This window comes from Mycobacterium sp. 852014-52450_SCH5900713 (genome assembly GCF_001667075.1).
In the GTDB taxonomy this organism is placed as follows: domain Bacteria; phylum Actinomycetota; class Actinomycetes; order Mycobacteriales; family Mycobacteriaceae; genus Mycobacterium.
Genome location: NZ_LZIL01000022.1, coordinates 38542 through 52881 on the forward strand (window position 1 = coordinate 38542; position 14340 = coordinate 52881).

Genomic DNA, 14340 nt, shown 5'->3' on the forward strand with positions numbered 1-14340 from the left:
CCCCGGTTTGTCAACCTGGAAGGGGTGAATAGATGGCGCAGCCCGCACGCCCGTTGCGCGCCGACGCGGCGCGCAATCGCGCGCGTGTGCTGGACGTTGCCTACGACACCTTTGCGGCCGAGGGCCTGTCCGTGCCGATCGACGAGGTCGCCCGCCGCGCCGGTGTCGGCGCGGGCACGGTCTACCGGCACTTCCCGACCAAGGAGGCGTTGTTCACGGCGGTCATCGAGAACCGCATGCGGGGCCTCGTGGACGACGGGCACGCCCTGCTGCAAAGCGAGGGGCCCGGTGAGGCGCTCTTCGCGTTTCTGCGCTCGATGGTGCTGCAGTGGGGCGCCGCGGACCGGGGCCTGGTCGACGCCCTGGCCGGCTACGGGATCGACATCGCCTGCGCCGCGCCGAAGGCCGAAGACGCCTTCAAGGCCATGCTCGGCGAGCTGCTGCTCGCCGCTCAGAACGCGGGGACCGCGCGCCGCGACGTCGATATGCGGGATCTCAAGGCGATCCTGGTCGGGTGCCAGGCGATGCAGGCCTACGACTCGGCGCTCGCCGGGCGGGCGACCGACGTCGTCATCGACGGTTTACGCCCGCCGCGATAAGGGCGGACTGTCCTTGCACTCGGCATAGGCGAGTGCTAAGAATGACGTTGGCACTCGCGACTGGCGAGTGCTAGGTCGGGACGGTGAGACCAGCAGACACCTGGGGTCGTCCGTCGCGGGCACTGCACCCGGCCAGCGTAAGTAATGGGGTGGCCACGCAAGGTCACCCGGTGTCATTCCCGATCCGGAGGAATCACTTCGCAATGGCCAAGATAATTGCGTACGACGAAGAGGCCCGTCGCGGCCTCGAGCGGGGCCTCAATGCCCTCGCCGACGCGGTAAAGGTGACGTTGGGCCCCAAGGGTCGCAACGTCGTCCTGGAGAAGAAGTGGGGTGCCCCCACGATCACCAACGATGGTGTGTCCATCGCCAAGGAGATCGAGCTGGAGGACCCGTACGAGAAGATCGGCGCCGAGCTGGTCAAGGAAGTCGCCAAGAAGACCGACGACGTCGCCGGTGACGGCACGACGACGGCCACGGTGCTGGCCCAGGCGCTCGTGAAAGAGGGCCTGCGCAACGTCGCGGCCGGCGCCAACCCGCTGGGTCTCAAGCGCGGCATCGAGAAGGCCGTCGAGAAGGTCACCGAGACCCTGCTCAAGCAGGCCAAGGAGGTCGAGACCAAGGAGCAGATCGCCGCGACCGCCGCGATCTCCGCGGGCGACCAGTCGATCGGTGACCTGATCGCCGAGGCGATGGACAAGGTCGGCAACGAGGGTGTTATCACCGTCGAGGAGTCCAACACCTTCGGGCTGCAGCTCGAGCTCACCGAGGGTATGCGGTTCGACAAGGGCTACATCTCGGGCTACTTCGTCACCGACGCCGAGCGGCAGGAAGCGGTCCTCGAGGACCCCTACATCCTGCTGGTCAGCTCCAAGGTGTCGACGGTCAAGGACCTGCTCCCGCTGCTGGAGAAGGTCATCCAGGCCGGCAAGCCGCTGCTGATCATCGCCGAGGACGTCGAGGGTGAGGCTCTGAGCACCCTGGTCGTCAACAAGATCCGCGGCACCTTCAAGTCGGTGGCCGTCAAGGCCCCCGGCTTCGGTGACCGCCGCAAGGCGATGCTGCAGGACATGGCGATCCTCACCGGTGGTCAGGTGATCAGCGAGGAGGTCGGCCTGTCGCTGGAGAGCGCCGACGTCGCCCTGCTCGGTAAGGCCCGCAAGGTCGTCGTCACCAAGGACGAGACCACGATCGTCGAGGGTGCCGGTGACACCGACGCCATCGCCGGCCGCGTGGCCCAGATCCGCCAGGAGATCGAGAACAGCGACTCCGACTACGACCGCGAGAAGCTGCAGGAGCGCCTGGCCAAGCTGGCCGGCGGTGTTGCGGTGATCAAGGCCGGCGCCGCCACCGAGGTGGAGCTCAAGGAGCGCAAGCACCGCATCGAGGACGCGGTCCGCAACGCCAAGGCGGCCGTCGAGGAGGGCATCGTCGCCGGTGGTGGCGTGGCCCTGCTGCACGCGGCCCCGGCACTGGACGAGCTGAAGCTCTCCGGCGACGAGGCGACCGGCGTCAACATCGTGCGCGTGGCGCTCGAGGCTCCGCTGAAGCAGATCGCCTTCAACGGTGGTCTGGAGCCTGGTGTCGTGGCCGAGAAGGTCCGCAACTCGCCCGCCGGGACCGGCCTGAACGCCGCGACCGGTGAGTACGAGGACCTGCTCAAGGCCGGCGTTGCCGACCCGGTCAAGGTCACGCGCTCGGCGCTGCAGAACGCGGCGTCCATCGCGGCGCTGTTCCTGACGACCGAGGCCGTCGTCGCCGACAAGCCGGAGAAGGCGGCCGCTCCCGCGGGCGACCCGACCGGCGGCATGGGCGGCATGGACTTCTAAGTCACGAGTCCCTTTACGAAAAAGCCCGGTTCCCTGGTGGGGCCGGGCTTTTTCGTGTGTCGCGCCCGCCTGCTCGACGCCGAACGTGAAGCTAGCCGCACATTCGACGCCGAGCGTGCGGCTAGCTTCACACTCGGCGGCCTAGGGTGAACACCGTGCCCCTTCCCACCCCTTCACCCACCGGCACCGCCGTCGTGACCGGCGCATCGTCGGGCATCGGCGCCGACATCGCGCGGGAGCTGGCCGACCGGGGCCACGGCGTCACGCTCGTCGCCCGCCGCGAAGACCGGCTGCGCGAGCTGGCCGAAGAACTGGCGCGAAGCGTGCGTGTCGAGGTGATCGCCTGCGACGTCGCGGACGCGACGGCCCGCGCCGGCCTCCTCGACGAGGTGGACCGCCGCGGGCTGACCACCGACATCCTGGTCAACAACGCCGGTATCGGCACCATCGGATCGGTGACGAAGGCGCGTGTCGACGACGAGATCGCCCAGGTGCGCGTCAACGTCGAGGCCGTCATCGACCTGACCACCCGCGCGGTCCAGCAGATGGTGCCGCGAGGACGTGGCGCGATCCTCAACGTCGGATCCACCGCGGGCTACCACCCGTTCCCGGGACAGGCCGGCTACGCCGCCACCAAGGCGTTCGTGAGGACCTACACCGAGGGGGTGCGGGGCGAGCTCGCCGGCACCGGCGTCACCGTCGCGCTGCTGTGCCCGGGGCCGGTGCGCACCGAGTTCCTGAAGAACGCGGGCATGGACGAGCGGAAGTTCGCGGACGCGTTCCCGAAGTTCATGTGGATGCCGCCGCGAGAGGTGGCGCGCACCGGCGTCGACGCGCTCGAGCACGACCGCGGCACCGTGATCGCCGGGCTGCCAAGCCAACTGTCCACCCGACTGTTCCAGTTCATGCCGCGACGGCTGCTGGTCCCGCTACTGAAGAACCAGCATCCCGGCCTCAAACGGGACCGGTCAGCCGGCTGACGGCCAGGGTCGCATCCAGCCCTCCACCGGGAGGGCGAGCGCGTTACACAGCGTGCAGATGGTGCGATACCACCCGACGGCCGTGAGCAATTCGATCCGCTGCTCGTCGGTAAGGAAGTGCCCCAGCGCCGTCCACGTCTCTTCCGACCACGAACCGGTGCGCTCCAGCTCGTCCACCGCCCCGATCAGCGTCCGCTCGGACGGACTCCACCGCGGGTCGGCGGGACCGCCCGTTACCAGCGCGTCGCACTCGTCGTCGCTGACGCCCGCGATCGGACCCCAGAACGCCGCCTGCCCGCCCCACTCGTAGCGGCAGCCGACCAGCGCGCAGATGCGCAGGATCGCAATCGTCCTCGTACGGGCGGGCAAAAGCGCTGCGACATAGAGCGATTCGCCGAGCTTGCGCAGCCGGGTGGCCAGCGCCGGGTGGCGTTGCAGGCAGCGCACCAGAAGCAGCGGCTCATAGGTGCGGTCCGGGTGACCCCAGCTGTTGATCCCGGTGGCATCTTCCTCGCTCCACGGCGGGGCGAGCGGTGCGACGCGACTCACGGATCAGACTGTACGGCGCTAGGCCGGCAGCGAGAACACCACGCAGTCGTGCAGGCAGCCCTTGGTCGCGCCGGGGGAGTCGGAGTCGGCCTCGCGGTGCAACAGCGCGCGGGTGGGCACGACGCCCAGCCGTACGGCGTCCCCCGCATCCGTCACCTCGGCCGTGCCGTCGACGATCAGCGAATAGCCGCCGGGCTCGTTGGGCGGCCACAGCAGGGTGACGTCGCGGCGCTGGGCGAGGTTCTGCCGGGTGCGGCCGCCGATCAGGCCGACGTCGACGATCGCCTCGCGCAGCTGCGGCTCGACGGTCACGGTGTGCACGCGGTAGTCGTCGTCGACGGTCACCAGGTACGCGTACGGGTAGTCGGGGAGCGCGGCGGCGAGCCGCTCGATGTCCACCTTCTTCTTCGTGCGCATGGTCTCAGGATAGGCGCGGGCCCGGGCCGTCAGAGCGTGCGCGGAACCCGCGCCGCGGGCAGGCCGAAGGTGAGCTGTCCGCTGCTGCTGAAGTGGAAGCCGAGGTTCTGCAGGACCTGTTGCCAGGGCGCCAGTTTCTCCACCGCCGCCGACGCGTCGGCGTGGTAGCCGTACATCGCTTCCACGTCCGACGCCCACATCTGGTCGTAGGCGGCCTCGATGTCGGCAATCGCGGGGGTGTTCTGGCCCAGCCAGTTCGTGGCCGACAGCGCTTGCGCCAGAGCGCGGTTGGCCGCGACCACCGCGGGCTGCACGGTGGCGGCCAGCGCCCCCTCGAACGCGTGCGCGACGGCCGACGCCTGGCTGGACACCGCCTCGGCCTGGGCCGCGGCCGCGCTGAGCCAGCTCACGTAGTGCGTGGCGAGGGCCATCATCGCCGCCGACGACGGGCCCTGCCAGGACCCGTTGGCCAAATTTGACGTGACCGAAGAAAATGACGATGCTGACGAGACCAGGTCCTCGGCCAGGCCGTCCCAGGCTTCCGCGGCAGCAAGCAGCGGCCCGGCTCCGGGACCCGCGAAGATTCGTGCCGAGTTGACTTCTGGCGGCAACCACGCAAAATGCGGGCTCGTCACCGGCTCAACTTACCCGGGATTTGGCGGTTTTGGAGGCGTTATTGCGCGGCTAGCGGACGCGGTTGCCGGCCGCGGACCAACTTGCCCGGGCGGGCTTCGGTGGGCACACCGTTCTCCGCGATCACTTGGCCGGCCACGATCGTGGCGACGTACCCGTCGGCGGTCTGGTCCAGCCGCCTCCCCCCGGCCGGCAGGTCGTAACTGATCACCGGTTTGTGCAGCCGCAACGCGGCGTGATCGATGACGTTGAGGTCGGCCTTGTACCCGACGGCGACGCGGCCCCGATCGCCCAGCCCGGCGATGCGGGCCGGCACCGAGGTGAGCTCGCGGACGGCCTCCGGGACCGTGAACCGGCCCGTCTTGCGGTCGCGGGCCCAGTGCGCCAGGAAGTACGTCGAATAGCTGGCGTCGCAGATCATCCCGTAGTGCGCGCCGCCGTCGCCGAGCCCCAGCACCACGTCGTCGCGGTGCAGCAGCTCCCCGACGGTGTCCAGCGAGTTGCCCTGCAGGTTGCTGGTGGCCACCAACAGCATGGCCCGGCCGTCGTCGTCGAGCAGCCGGTCGTAGGCCTCCTCCATCGGCTCCACGCCCTTGGCCCGGGCCCGGGCCCCGATGCTGGTCGCCGGGTCCGGCTCGTAGTCCGGGGTGTCGCCCAGCGGGAAGATCCAGTCCCACATCTGCGCCACGTACAGGATCGGGTGACCGACGCCGGGCTTGTCGGCCAGGATGCGGGCCCGCACCTCCGGCTTGCGCATCTCGGCGACGCGCTCGGCCAGCGGCAGGTGCGCGATCTCCCGATAGCTGGGGTAGAGCACGAACGGGTTGGCGGACAGCTGCAGCCCGATGATCAGACCGATCGGGCGCGGAAGCAGCTGCGCGGTGATGTCACCGCCCGCGGCGTTGGCCTTCTCGATCATGGTGATGGCGTCCGGCCACGTGGGGTCGCCGGCGTTGGCGACGACGAGGGTGAACGTGAGCGGCAGGCCGACATCCTCGGCGACGTCGAACACCGTCTGCAGCACGGGCTCGTAACCGCCGGCCGGGATGTCCGGCACGAACTGCAGCAGGCCGCCGCCGCCGTCGACGACGCCGCGGGCGATCTCTTCGATCTCCTCCCGGGCGGCGTCGTAGCTCGGGATGGGCGAACCGCTTTCGGTCTTGTGGATCGTCAGCCGGGACGACGCGAAGCCCAGCGCGCCGACCTCGACCGCCTCCTTGGCGAGCGCCCGCATCTTGGCGAGGTCTTCGGCGGTGGCCGGCTCGCGGTCGGCACCCCGCTGGCCCATCACGTAGACGCGCAACGGGGAGTGCGGCAGATACGCGGCGACATCGATGTCGCGCCGGCCGGCGTCCAGCGCGTCCAGGTATTCGGGGAACGTCTCCCACGTCCAGGGCAGGCCGTCGGTCATGACGACACCCGGAATGTCCTCGACGCCGGCCATCACGTCGACGAGCACGTCGTGGTCCTCCTGGCGGCACGGGGCGAAGCCGACCCCGCAGTTGCCCACGACCACCGTGGTCACCCCGTGCGCCGACGACGGAGTCAGGCGTTCCGACCAGATGGCCTGGCCGTCGTAGTGGGTGTGCAGGTCGACGAAGCCCGGGGTGACCAGCAGCCCGGCGGCGTCGATTTCCCGCTCGGCCCCTTCGCCGTTCAGGCGACCGACGGCTCCCACCTGTTGGATGACGCCATCTTTGACCGCTACGTCGCCGACATACGGCTCACCGCCGAGCCCGTCGACGATGGTGCCGTTGCGGATGATCAGGTCGTACGTCATCCAAACAATCTACGACCGTGCCGGTGGGTCGTGCCAGGATCTAGTGTCGCTGGTATGGCCAACAGCTCGAGCCCCGACGCCGCCGTCCAGGAACTGCTTCGCGACGCCTTCACCCGGTTGATCGAACACGTCGACGAGATCGCCGACGGATTGACCGACGACGTCGCCAACTACCGGGCGACCCCGGACGCCAACAGCATCGCCTGGTTGCTCTGGCACAGCGCGCGGGTGCAGGACATTCAGCTGGCCGACGTCGCCGGCGTCGAGCAGGTGTGGCTGCGCGACGGCTGGGTGGACCGGTTCGGCCTCGACCTACCGCGCAACGACACCGGCTACGGGCACAAGCCCGAGCAGGTCGCGAAGGTCAAGGCCCCGGCGGATCTGCTGTCCGGTTACTACCACGCCGTGCACAAGCTGACCCTCGAGTACGTCGCCGGCGTGACCGCCGCCGAGCTGGAGCGGGTGGTCGACACCAACTGGGACCCGCCGGTGACGGCCAGCGCGCGGTTGGTGAGCATCATCGACGACTGCGCCCAGCACCTCGGGCAGGCCGCGTACGTTCGCGGAATCGCGCCCTAGGGTTTCCCCGGCGTGCGAATCCTGGCCGCCGTCTTCAGGGCGGTGCTGTGGCTGGCGACCACCGTCGCGCTGGCCGTGGCCATCCCGGCGGCGTGGCTGCAGCTGAACGCGGTCAGCGAGGGCGGGTACGTCGCGCTGGCGCAGCGGGCCGCCGGCGACCCCGCGCTGCAGTCCGCCGCCGCGGACGAGCTGGCCAACCGCGCGATGACGCTCATCGCGGAGCACAACGGCGGACGGCAGCCGGTCGAGGGCGCGGAGGTGCACCTGGCCGCCGTCGCCTTCACGGCCGGGCCCGCCTTTCCGGCGCTGTTCGCCCAGGCGAACCGGGCGGCACACCGCTGGTTGTTCACCGTCGACGGCACCGGCGAGTCGTGGGCGATCGACGTGGCGCCGATGCTCAAGGACGCTTCGATGCAGCGGATCCTCAGCCGCCACAACGTGAAAGTGCCTGCGACGCTGACGGTTCCGTTGACGGCGTCGCCGCCCTCGGCCCACGGTTCGCTGCGGCCGGGTCGGCTGAGCCCGCTTGCCACCTGGGGCCCGTCGGTGAGCGTCGGCGCGGTTGCCCTCAGCGTCGTCTGCGCCGTCCTGATGCTGGCCACCGCGCGCCGCCGCGGGAAGGCGCTCACCAGCCTCGGGGTCTCGGCGCTGCTGGTCGGCGCCGCCGGCTGGGCCGGCATCGAGGTCGCTGGCCACCATGTCGGCTTCGCGCTCAACCGCACCACCGACGGCATCCGCCGCATCGCCGAGGTGATGGTCGGCCACGCCGAGGCGGGCTTGCACGAATGGCTCAACCTGACGCTGCTCGTGGGCGTCGCGCTGGTGATCGGCGGTGTGCTCGTCGCGATGTTGGGCAGCCTGCGGAAGAAGCCGGCGGGCTAGCCGAAGGTGAACGAAAACACTTGCAGCCCAGGGCTGACCCGCATGTCGAGCTGGTCGCTGCGCGGCGCTCCAAGCTGGTCGGGGTCGGCCACGATCGGGTGCAGCGTGGGTGGCCCGCCGATCGCCGTCGTCGTCGTCTGGCCGTCCCGGGACACGGTCAGGGTGCCCGTGCCGCCGACGACGACGTAGACGTCCTTGGCGGTGTAGCGCAGCCGGATGCCGGCGTCATCGCTGTCCGCGGTGGCGCCCTGGTCGTCCAGCTTCCACCGGCCGCGCAGTGCGAACGTGTCACCGGCCAGCTCTGGCGGATAGCCGAACGCGCCCGACTTGTAATCGCCTCCGCCGCCATAGTTTCGGGCGCGGTCGACCCCCAGATATGTCTCGGGCGTGAGCCGGGTGTGCGGTGTGGTGTCCGCCGAATGCGCCGGACCGGGCAGCCGGGTGTCGGGATGGGCGTCGGTGAGCAGCTCGCGGATCAGCTTCTCGGTGCCGTCGTAGTCGCCCTCGCCGAACTTGGTGTGCCGGATAGTCCCGGTGGCGTCGATCAGGTATTCGGCCGGCCAGTAGAGGTTTTGGTAGTTGTTCCACGTGGTGTAGCCGTTGTCCAGCGCGACCGGGTAGGTGATGTGCAGCGCGGCGGCGCCGCTGGCCACGTTGGCCGGAACCCGTTCGAAGGCGTATTCGGGGGTGTGCACCCCGATGGCGACGAACCCCGCGTCGTGATACCGGTTGTACCAATCGATTACGTGCGGGATGGCGCGCTGGCAGTTGATGCACGAGTAGGCCCAGAAGTCGATCAGCACCACCTTGCCGCGCAGCGACGCCAGGTCGACGGGTGCGCCGCCGGGGGTGTTCAGCCATTCTGCGATGCCGCTGACCGCGGGGGCCGGCCCGCAGGCCTCGAGCCGCTCCGCGCCCTCGGTGCAGTCGCTCAGCGCGCCGCCGGCGGGCGCCCCGAGCTGCTGGCGGATCTTGTTGGCGCCGACCGCTTTCTGCATCGCCGCCGTGTAGTCGGGGACGGCGCGTTGCAGCGTCGCAGGCAGGTTGAACACCAGCGCCACGGCGAGCACGATCATGGTGATTCCGCCGGCGATCTGCACGATGCGCTGCCGCCGGCGGAACGCGCCGACGCGCTCGGCGACACCCCGCCCGGCCAACGCGAAGACCAGCAGTGGCAAGGCGGTGCCGATGGCGAACGCGGCGGTCAGGATCACAATGGGCAGGCCGATGGATGCGGTGCCGCCCGCGACCACGATCGCGGCCAGCACCGGCCCCGCGCACGGCACATACAACGCACCCAGTGTCAGGCCCAACCCGAAACCGGTTCTGCCCGTTCCCGTTTGACGCTGTGGCAGGCGGGCGAACGGCCGCTCGATCAGGTGCTGCAGCGGTGGGAAGATCAGACCGAGGCCGATGAGCGTCAGCACCACCAGCGCTGCCCAGCGAATCGCGTCCTGCGGCAGGTGCAGCGCAGACAGGATGGCCGAGCCGGCCAGGGTGACCACGCTGAAGCTGCAGACCAGGCCCGCGATGACGAGGTACGGCCGGGTTGCCCGGCGACGCGCGGGGGTTTCCTCGACTCCGGAGAAGAACACCACGGGAAGCACCGGCAGGATGCACGGCGAGATCCCGGTGATGAGTCCGCCGAGGAATCCGATGAGCGCGATGGTGTGCATAACTACTTACACCTCTACCTGGCCAGAACGGTTCATGTGACCCACACAAATCACGTCCCGTGCGTTATACAAATCACACAATGTGCGTTAGGCTCCACCGGTGGCGCAGTTAACCTTCCAACGCGCCCGCACCGAGGAGAAGAAGCGCCAACGTGCGGAGGCGCTCGTGGAAGCCGCGCGTTCACTGGCGCTCGAGACGGGCGTCGCCTCGGTCACGCTGACCGCCGTCGCCAGCCGGGCCGGCATTCACTATTCCGCCGTCCGTCGCTACTTCACCTCGCACAAGGAAGTGTTGCTGCACCTGTCCGCCGAGGGGTGGGTGCGCTGGTCGAACACGGTGTCGGAAAAGCTGGCCGAACCCGGGCCGAAATCGCCGTCGCGCATCGCCGAGACGCTGGCCAACGCCCTGGCCGACGACCCGCTGTTTTGCGACCTGCTGGCTAACCTGCACCTGCACCTCGAACACGAGGTGGACGCGGAGCGGGTGATCGAGGTCAAGCGGATCAGCACCGCCGCCACGCTCTCGCTCGCCGATTCCATCGAGAGCGCGGTTCCCGAACTCGGCCGCTCGGGGTCGCTCGACATTTTGTTGGCGGCGTACTCGCTGGCGGCCACCCTGTGGCAGGTCGCCAACCCACCCGAGCGGCTCACCGACGCGTATGCCGAGGAGCCCGAAGTGGTTCCCCCCGAGTGGAACCTGGACTTCACGGTCGCCCTCACTCGCTTGCTGACCGCCACGTGCGTGGGGCTCATCTCGGGATCGCAATGAACGCAGAGAGGAGGCCGGGGGGCTGTGGCTTGGCGAACTGCAACCGGTGGACGGGAAGGACTTCGAGCGCCCATGACGACGACTGAGCCAAGGACCGAGCCGCTGCAGAAGCAGGGCTCCGGCGGCAGGGAGGGCGAACAGGTCGCTCCGCAGCGCGCCAGGAAAGCGGGGCTGCTGGGGCGTTTCTGGTTGGTGCTCACGATCGCAGCGGTCGTCGCGGTGTCGGGATTCGTCGTGTACCGATTGCACGGCGTCTTCGGTGTTCACAAGGGCTCGTTCGGTGGCGGCACCTCGGGCGAGGTCCTCGATGAGTTCAACGCCAAGACGATCACGCTCCAGGTCTGGGGCTCACCGGGCAGCACGGCAACCATCAACTACCTCGACGAAAACTCCCATCCGCAGCAGGCCCTCAACGTGCCCTTGCCCTGGAGCAAAGTATTGAGTTCAACGAAGCCCGGCATCCCGGCAAACCTGGTGGCGCAAGGAGACGGCAGTTGGATCGCCTGCCAATTCGTCGTGAACAACCACGACGGGCGCGGTGACGTGATCAAGACTCCGAATCACTCGCCCCCCAACGAAACGGTGAATGCCTTCGTCTACTGCCTGGACAAGTCCGCATGAGCGAGGCAGGCGAGGCTGCGCCGCGCGTCGACCAGCCGCTGATCCCGCCGTTCCTGCCGCGCATGATCCATCGGCTTGCGTTGCCGATCGTCCTGGTGTGGTTGGGCATCGTGTTTCTCACCAACACCATCTCGCCACAGCTGGAGGTCGTCGCCAAAACCCACTCGGTGTCGATGAGTCCGACCGCCGCTGCATCCTTTCAGTCGATGATGAAGGTCGGATCGACGTTCAAAGAGTTCAACTCCGACAACTCGGCCATGATCTTGCTGGAGGGCGACAAGCCACTCGGGGCCGAAGCGCACCGCTACTACGACGAGATCGTCAGGCGCGCAGAGCAAGACACGAAACACGTTCAGCACGTGCAGGATTTCTGGAGCGATCCGCTGACGGCGGCGGGTTCCCAGAGCCACGATCAAAAGGCCGCGTACGTCCAGGTCTACCTCGCCGGCAACATGGGCGGCGGCCTGGCGAACGAGTCTGCCCTGGCCCTCCGCAAGATCGTGGACTCGGTGCCCGCGCCGCCGGGGATCAAGGCATACGTCACCGGCGCGGGTCCGCTGTTCGCCGATCAGTCCCATGCGGGCGAGAAGGGCGTCATGCTCGTCACCCTTGTCACTTTTTTGGTGATCGTGGTGATGCTGCTGTTCGTCTACCGATCGATCACCACCATGCTGATCATGCTGGCGATGGTGTTCATCGAGTTGGCCGCGGCTCGAGGCGTCGTAGCGACGCTCGGTAACTACGGCGTCATGGGGCTTTCCACGTTCGCCAACAACATGCTGGTGCTGATGGCGATCGCCGCCGGGACGGATTACGCGATCTTCGTGGTCGGCCGCTACCACGAGGCGCGCGGTCTCGGCGAGACCCGCGAACAAGCGTTCTACACCATGTTCCACAGCACGGCCCACGTTGTGCTGGGCTCCGGGCTGACCATCGCCGGCGCGATGTACTGCCTGAGCTTCTGCCGCCTGCCGTACTTCGAGTCACTCGGCATACCCTGCGCCGTCGGCATGCTGGTCGCGGTCCTCGCGGCCTTGACTCTGGCACCGGCGGTCCTGACCGTGGCATCGTTCTTCAAGCTGCTGGACCCGAAGCGCAAGCTGCAGACCCGGGGCTGGCGTCGCATCGGCACCGCGGTCGTCCGCTGGCCCGCACCGGTTCTCGCGGTGACCATCGGGGTCGCTCTCGTTGGTCTGCTCGCCCTGCCCGGATACAAGACGGACTACGACAACCGCCACTTCCTGCCGGCAGATACCCCGGCCAATGTCGGTTATACCGCCGCGGACCGGCACTTCGACCAGGCTCGGCTCAATCCCGAGCTGTTGATGATCGAGACCGATCACGACCTGCGTAACCCGGCCGATTTCCTGGTCCTAGACAAGGTCGCCAAGGCGGTCTTCCACATCCCCGGTATCGGCCGGGTGCAGACCATCACCCGGCCGTTGGGCACGCCGCTCGACCACAGCACCCTCGGTTTTCAGATGGGTGCACAAGCCGCAGGGCGGATCCAGACCCAGCACTATCAGGAGGAGCAGGCGGCAAACCTGCTCAAGCAGGCGGACGAGCTGCGCAAGACGATGGCAACGCTGCATGAGCAGATGCAGGTCACCCAGGACCTCAGTAACACGACGCACGAAACCACCAGGCTCACCAAAGAAACCGTGAAGATCACCGAGGCGTTGCGCGACGACATCGCCAACTTCGACGACTTCTTCCGGCCGATCCGCAGCTTCTTCTACTGGGAGAGGCACTGCTACGACATTCCGGCCTGCTGGGCGCTACGGTCGGTCTTCAACGCGCTCGACGGCATCGACCAGGTGGCTCAGAACATCGTGGAACTCAGCGCGAACCTGGACAAGTTGGATCAGATCCAGCCGAAGCTGGTGGCGCTGATACCGCCGCAGATTGAGAGTCAGCAGCACAACCTGGACACCATCATGTCGAACTACGCGACCACGATGGGTCTCAACGACCAGGCGAAGGCGCAGTCCGACAACGCCACCGCCCAAGGTGATGCCTTCGATAAAGCGAAAAATGACGACACGTTCTACCTTCCGCCGGAGGCGTTCAAGAGTCCGGATTTCGCACGGGGTCTCAAACAGTTCATCTCGCCGGATGGGCGCGCGGTCCGGTTGATCATCTCCCATGAGGGCGACCCGGCGACTCCCGAAGGCATCAGCCACATCGAACCGATCAAGCAGGCCGTGCACGAGGCGATCAAGGGCACGCCATGGGAGGGCGCCAAGGTCTACCTCGGCGGTACCGCCGCGACGTACAAGGACATGCACGACGGCTCGAACATCGACCTGCTGATCGCCGGAATTGCCGCAGCCACACTGATTTTCATCATCATGCTGGTGATCACCCGAAGCGCCGTGGCGGCCTTTGTGATCGTTGGCACGGTGTTGCTGTCACTGGGCGCCTCATTCGGACTCTCCGTGCTCCTGTGGCAGTACATCCTGGGCTTGAAGTTGCACTGGATGGTGCTGGCGATGGCGATCATCCTGCTGCTGGCGGTCGGCTCGGACTACAACCTGCTGCTGATATCGCGGTTCAAGGAGGAAATCCACGCCGGGCTCAAAACCGGGACGATCCGCGCGATGGCCGGTTCGGGCTCGGTGGTGACCTCCGCCGGTCTGGTGTTCGCCGCGACCATGGCCACGTTCATGTTCAGCCCGCTGCTGGTGATGGCCCAGGTGGGTACGACGATCGCGCTGGGTCTGTTGTTCGACACCTTGATCGTGCGGTCGTTCATGACGCCGTCGCTGGCCACCCTGCTCGGGCGCTGGTTCTGGTGGCCGCAGCACGTGCGTCCACGGCCGGCCAGCACAATGCTGCGTCCGTATGGACCGCGTCCCGCTGTGCGCGATTTGCTCCTGAAGAACGTCGAGGAGCACCCGGCGGGCGGATTGGTACAGCCGCGCTGATCTGACGTGCTGCGGTCGGCGGTGCGCCTACATGCGGTACCACGAGGACGGCGCCGGGACGACCCAACACAGACTGGTTCCCGGCGACGTCACCGCATT

Annotated in this window: 12 protein-coding genes and 1 pseudogene; 8 read left to right on the top strand and 5 right to left on the bottom strand. The window is 68.0% G+C overall.

The features are described from left to right. Positions 1-32 precede the first annotated feature (32 nt). The 3 genes from A5773_RS05840 (at position 33) to A5773_RS05850 (ending at position 3408) form a co-directional block, all read left to right on the top strand. Positions 33-599: a TetR/AcrR family transcriptional regulator gene (locus A5773_RS05840; protein ID WP_067789957.1), complete on the top strand. Its 567-nt coding sequence runs from the start codon at positions 33-35 to the stop codon at positions 597-599. A 203-nt stretch (positions 600-802) separates the two neighbouring features. Next, positions 803-2428 (top strand): chaperonin GroEL, encoded by a 1626-nt coding sequence (groL, locus tag A5773_RS05845; protein ID WP_066952118.1) that lies wholly within the window; start codon positions 803-805, stop codon positions 2426-2428. A 155-nt stretch (positions 2429-2583) separates the two neighbouring features. Beyond that, positions 2584-3408 (top strand): SDR family oxidoreductase, encoded by an 825-nt coding sequence (locus tag A5773_RS05850; protein ID WP_067789993.1) that lies wholly within the window; start codon positions 2584-2586, stop codon positions 3406-3408. Here the strand turns inward: A5773_RS05850 and A5773_RS05855 are convergent. The 4 genes and pseudogenes from A5773_RS05855 to A5773_RS05870 form a co-directional block, all read right to left on the bottom strand. Continuing rightward, on the bottom strand, positions 3397-3957 hold the full coding sequence (locus A5773_RS05855) for a carboxymuconolactone decarboxylase family protein (RefSeq protein ID WP_067789960.1): 561 nt from the start codon (positions 3955-3957) through the stop codon (positions 3397-3399). The two genes, A5773_RS05850 and A5773_RS05855, sit on opposite strands and share 12 nt — an antisense overlap. Positions 3958-3975: 18 nt before the next feature. Continuing rightward, positions 3976-4374, bottom strand: coding sequence for a hypothetical protein (locus tag A5773_RS05860; protein WP_067789963.1), 399 nt, complete (start codon positions 4372-4374; stop codon positions 3976-3978). A 62-nt stretch (positions 4375-4436) separates the two neighbouring features. Beyond that, a pseudogene (locus A5773_RS05865) lies at positions 4437-5009 on the bottom strand (PPE family protein); the annotation flags it as partial. Between the two features lie 38 nt (positions 5010-5047). Continuing rightward, the gene (locus A5773_RS05870) at positions 5048-6787 is read right to left on the bottom strand and encodes an amidohydrolase family protein (RefSeq protein ID WP_067261742.1); all 1740 of its coding nucleotides are present in this window, start codon (positions 6785-6787) and stop codon (positions 5048-5050) included. A gap of 54 nt (positions 6788-6841) precedes the next feature. Here A5773_RS05870 and A5773_RS05875 point away from each other — a divergent pair, with 54 nt between their 5' ends. Then, positions 6842-7366, top strand: a complete 525-nt coding sequence (locus A5773_RS05875; RefSeq protein WP_066952126.1) for a mycothiol transferase — start codon at positions 6842-6844, stop codon at positions 7364-7366. Between the two features lie 12 nt (positions 7367-7378). Beyond that, the gene (locus A5773_RS05880; RefSeq protein WP_067789966.1) at positions 7379-8248 is read left to right on the top strand and encodes a hypothetical protein; all 870 of its coding nucleotides are present in this window, start codon (positions 7379-7381) and stop codon (positions 8246-8248) included. On the opposite strand, the gene A5773_RS05885 is transcribed toward A5773_RS05880, so the two are convergent. Next, complete coding sequence (locus A5773_RS05885; protein WP_067789969.1) at positions 8245-9924, bottom strand: cytochrome c biogenesis protein DipZ; 1680 nt, start codon at positions 9922-9924, stop codon at positions 8245-8247. The genes A5773_RS05880 and A5773_RS05885 overlap by 4 nt on opposite strands. A gap of 100 nt (positions 9925-10024) precedes the next feature. Here A5773_RS05885 and A5773_RS05890 point away from each other — a divergent pair, with 100 nt between their 5' ends. The 3 genes from A5773_RS05890 (at position 10025) to A5773_RS05900 (ending at position 14241) form a co-directional block, all read left to right on the top strand. Beyond that, the gene (locus A5773_RS05890; protein WP_066952132.1) at positions 10025-10693 is read left to right on the top strand and encodes a TetR family transcriptional regulator; all 669 of its coding nucleotides are present in this window, start codon (positions 10025-10027) and stop codon (positions 10691-10693) included. Between the two features lie 72 nt (positions 10694-10765). Next, on the top strand, positions 10766-11314 hold the full coding sequence (locus tag A5773_RS05895; RefSeq protein WP_066952134.1) for an MmpS family transport accessory protein: 549 nt from the start codon (positions 10766-10768) through the stop codon (positions 11312-11314). Then, entirely contained in the window at positions 11311-14241 is a 2931-nt protein-coding gene (locus A5773_RS05900; protein ID WP_066952136.1) for an RND family transporter, read from the top strand. Before A5773_RS05895 ends, A5773_RS05900 begins: the two co-directional genes overlap by 4 nt. Positions 14242-14340: the final 99 nt, after the last annotated feature.

What these genes read in the sequence shown, in the direction of transcription:
- A5773_RS05885 (WP_067789969.1), bottom strand. Translation starts at nt 9,924, where the DNA reads ATGCACACCATCGCGCTCATCGGATTCCTCGGCGGACTCATCACCGGG.
- groL (WP_066952118.1), top strand. Translation starts at nt 803, where the DNA reads ATGGCCAAGATAATTGCGTACGACGAAGAGGCCCGTCGCGGCCTCGAG.
- A5773_RS05875 (WP_066952126.1), top strand. Translation starts at nt 6,842, where the DNA reads ATGGCCAACAGCTCGAGCCCCGACGCCGCCGTCCAGGAACTGCTTCGC.
- A5773_RS05895 (WP_066952134.1), top strand. Translation starts at nt 10,766, where the DNA reads ATGACGACGACTGAGCCAAGGACCGAGCCGCTGCAGAAGCAGGGCTCC.
- A5773_RS05900 (WP_066952136.1), top strand. Translation starts at nt 11,311, where the DNA reads ATGAGCGAGGCAGGCGAGGCTGCGCCGCGCGTCGACCAGCCGCTGATC.
- A5773_RS05870 (WP_067261742.1), bottom strand. Translation starts at nt 6,787, where the DNA reads ATGACGTACGACCTGATCATCCGCAACGGCACCATCGTCGACGGGCTC.
- A5773_RS05860 (WP_067789963.1), bottom strand. Translation starts at nt 4,374, where the DNA reads ATGCGCACGAAGAAGAAGGTGGACATCGAGCGGCTCGCCGCCGCGCTC.
- A5773_RS05840 (WP_067789957.1), top strand. Translation starts at nt 33, where the DNA reads ATGGCGCAGCCCGCACGCCCGTTGCGCGCCGACGCGGCGCGCAATCGC.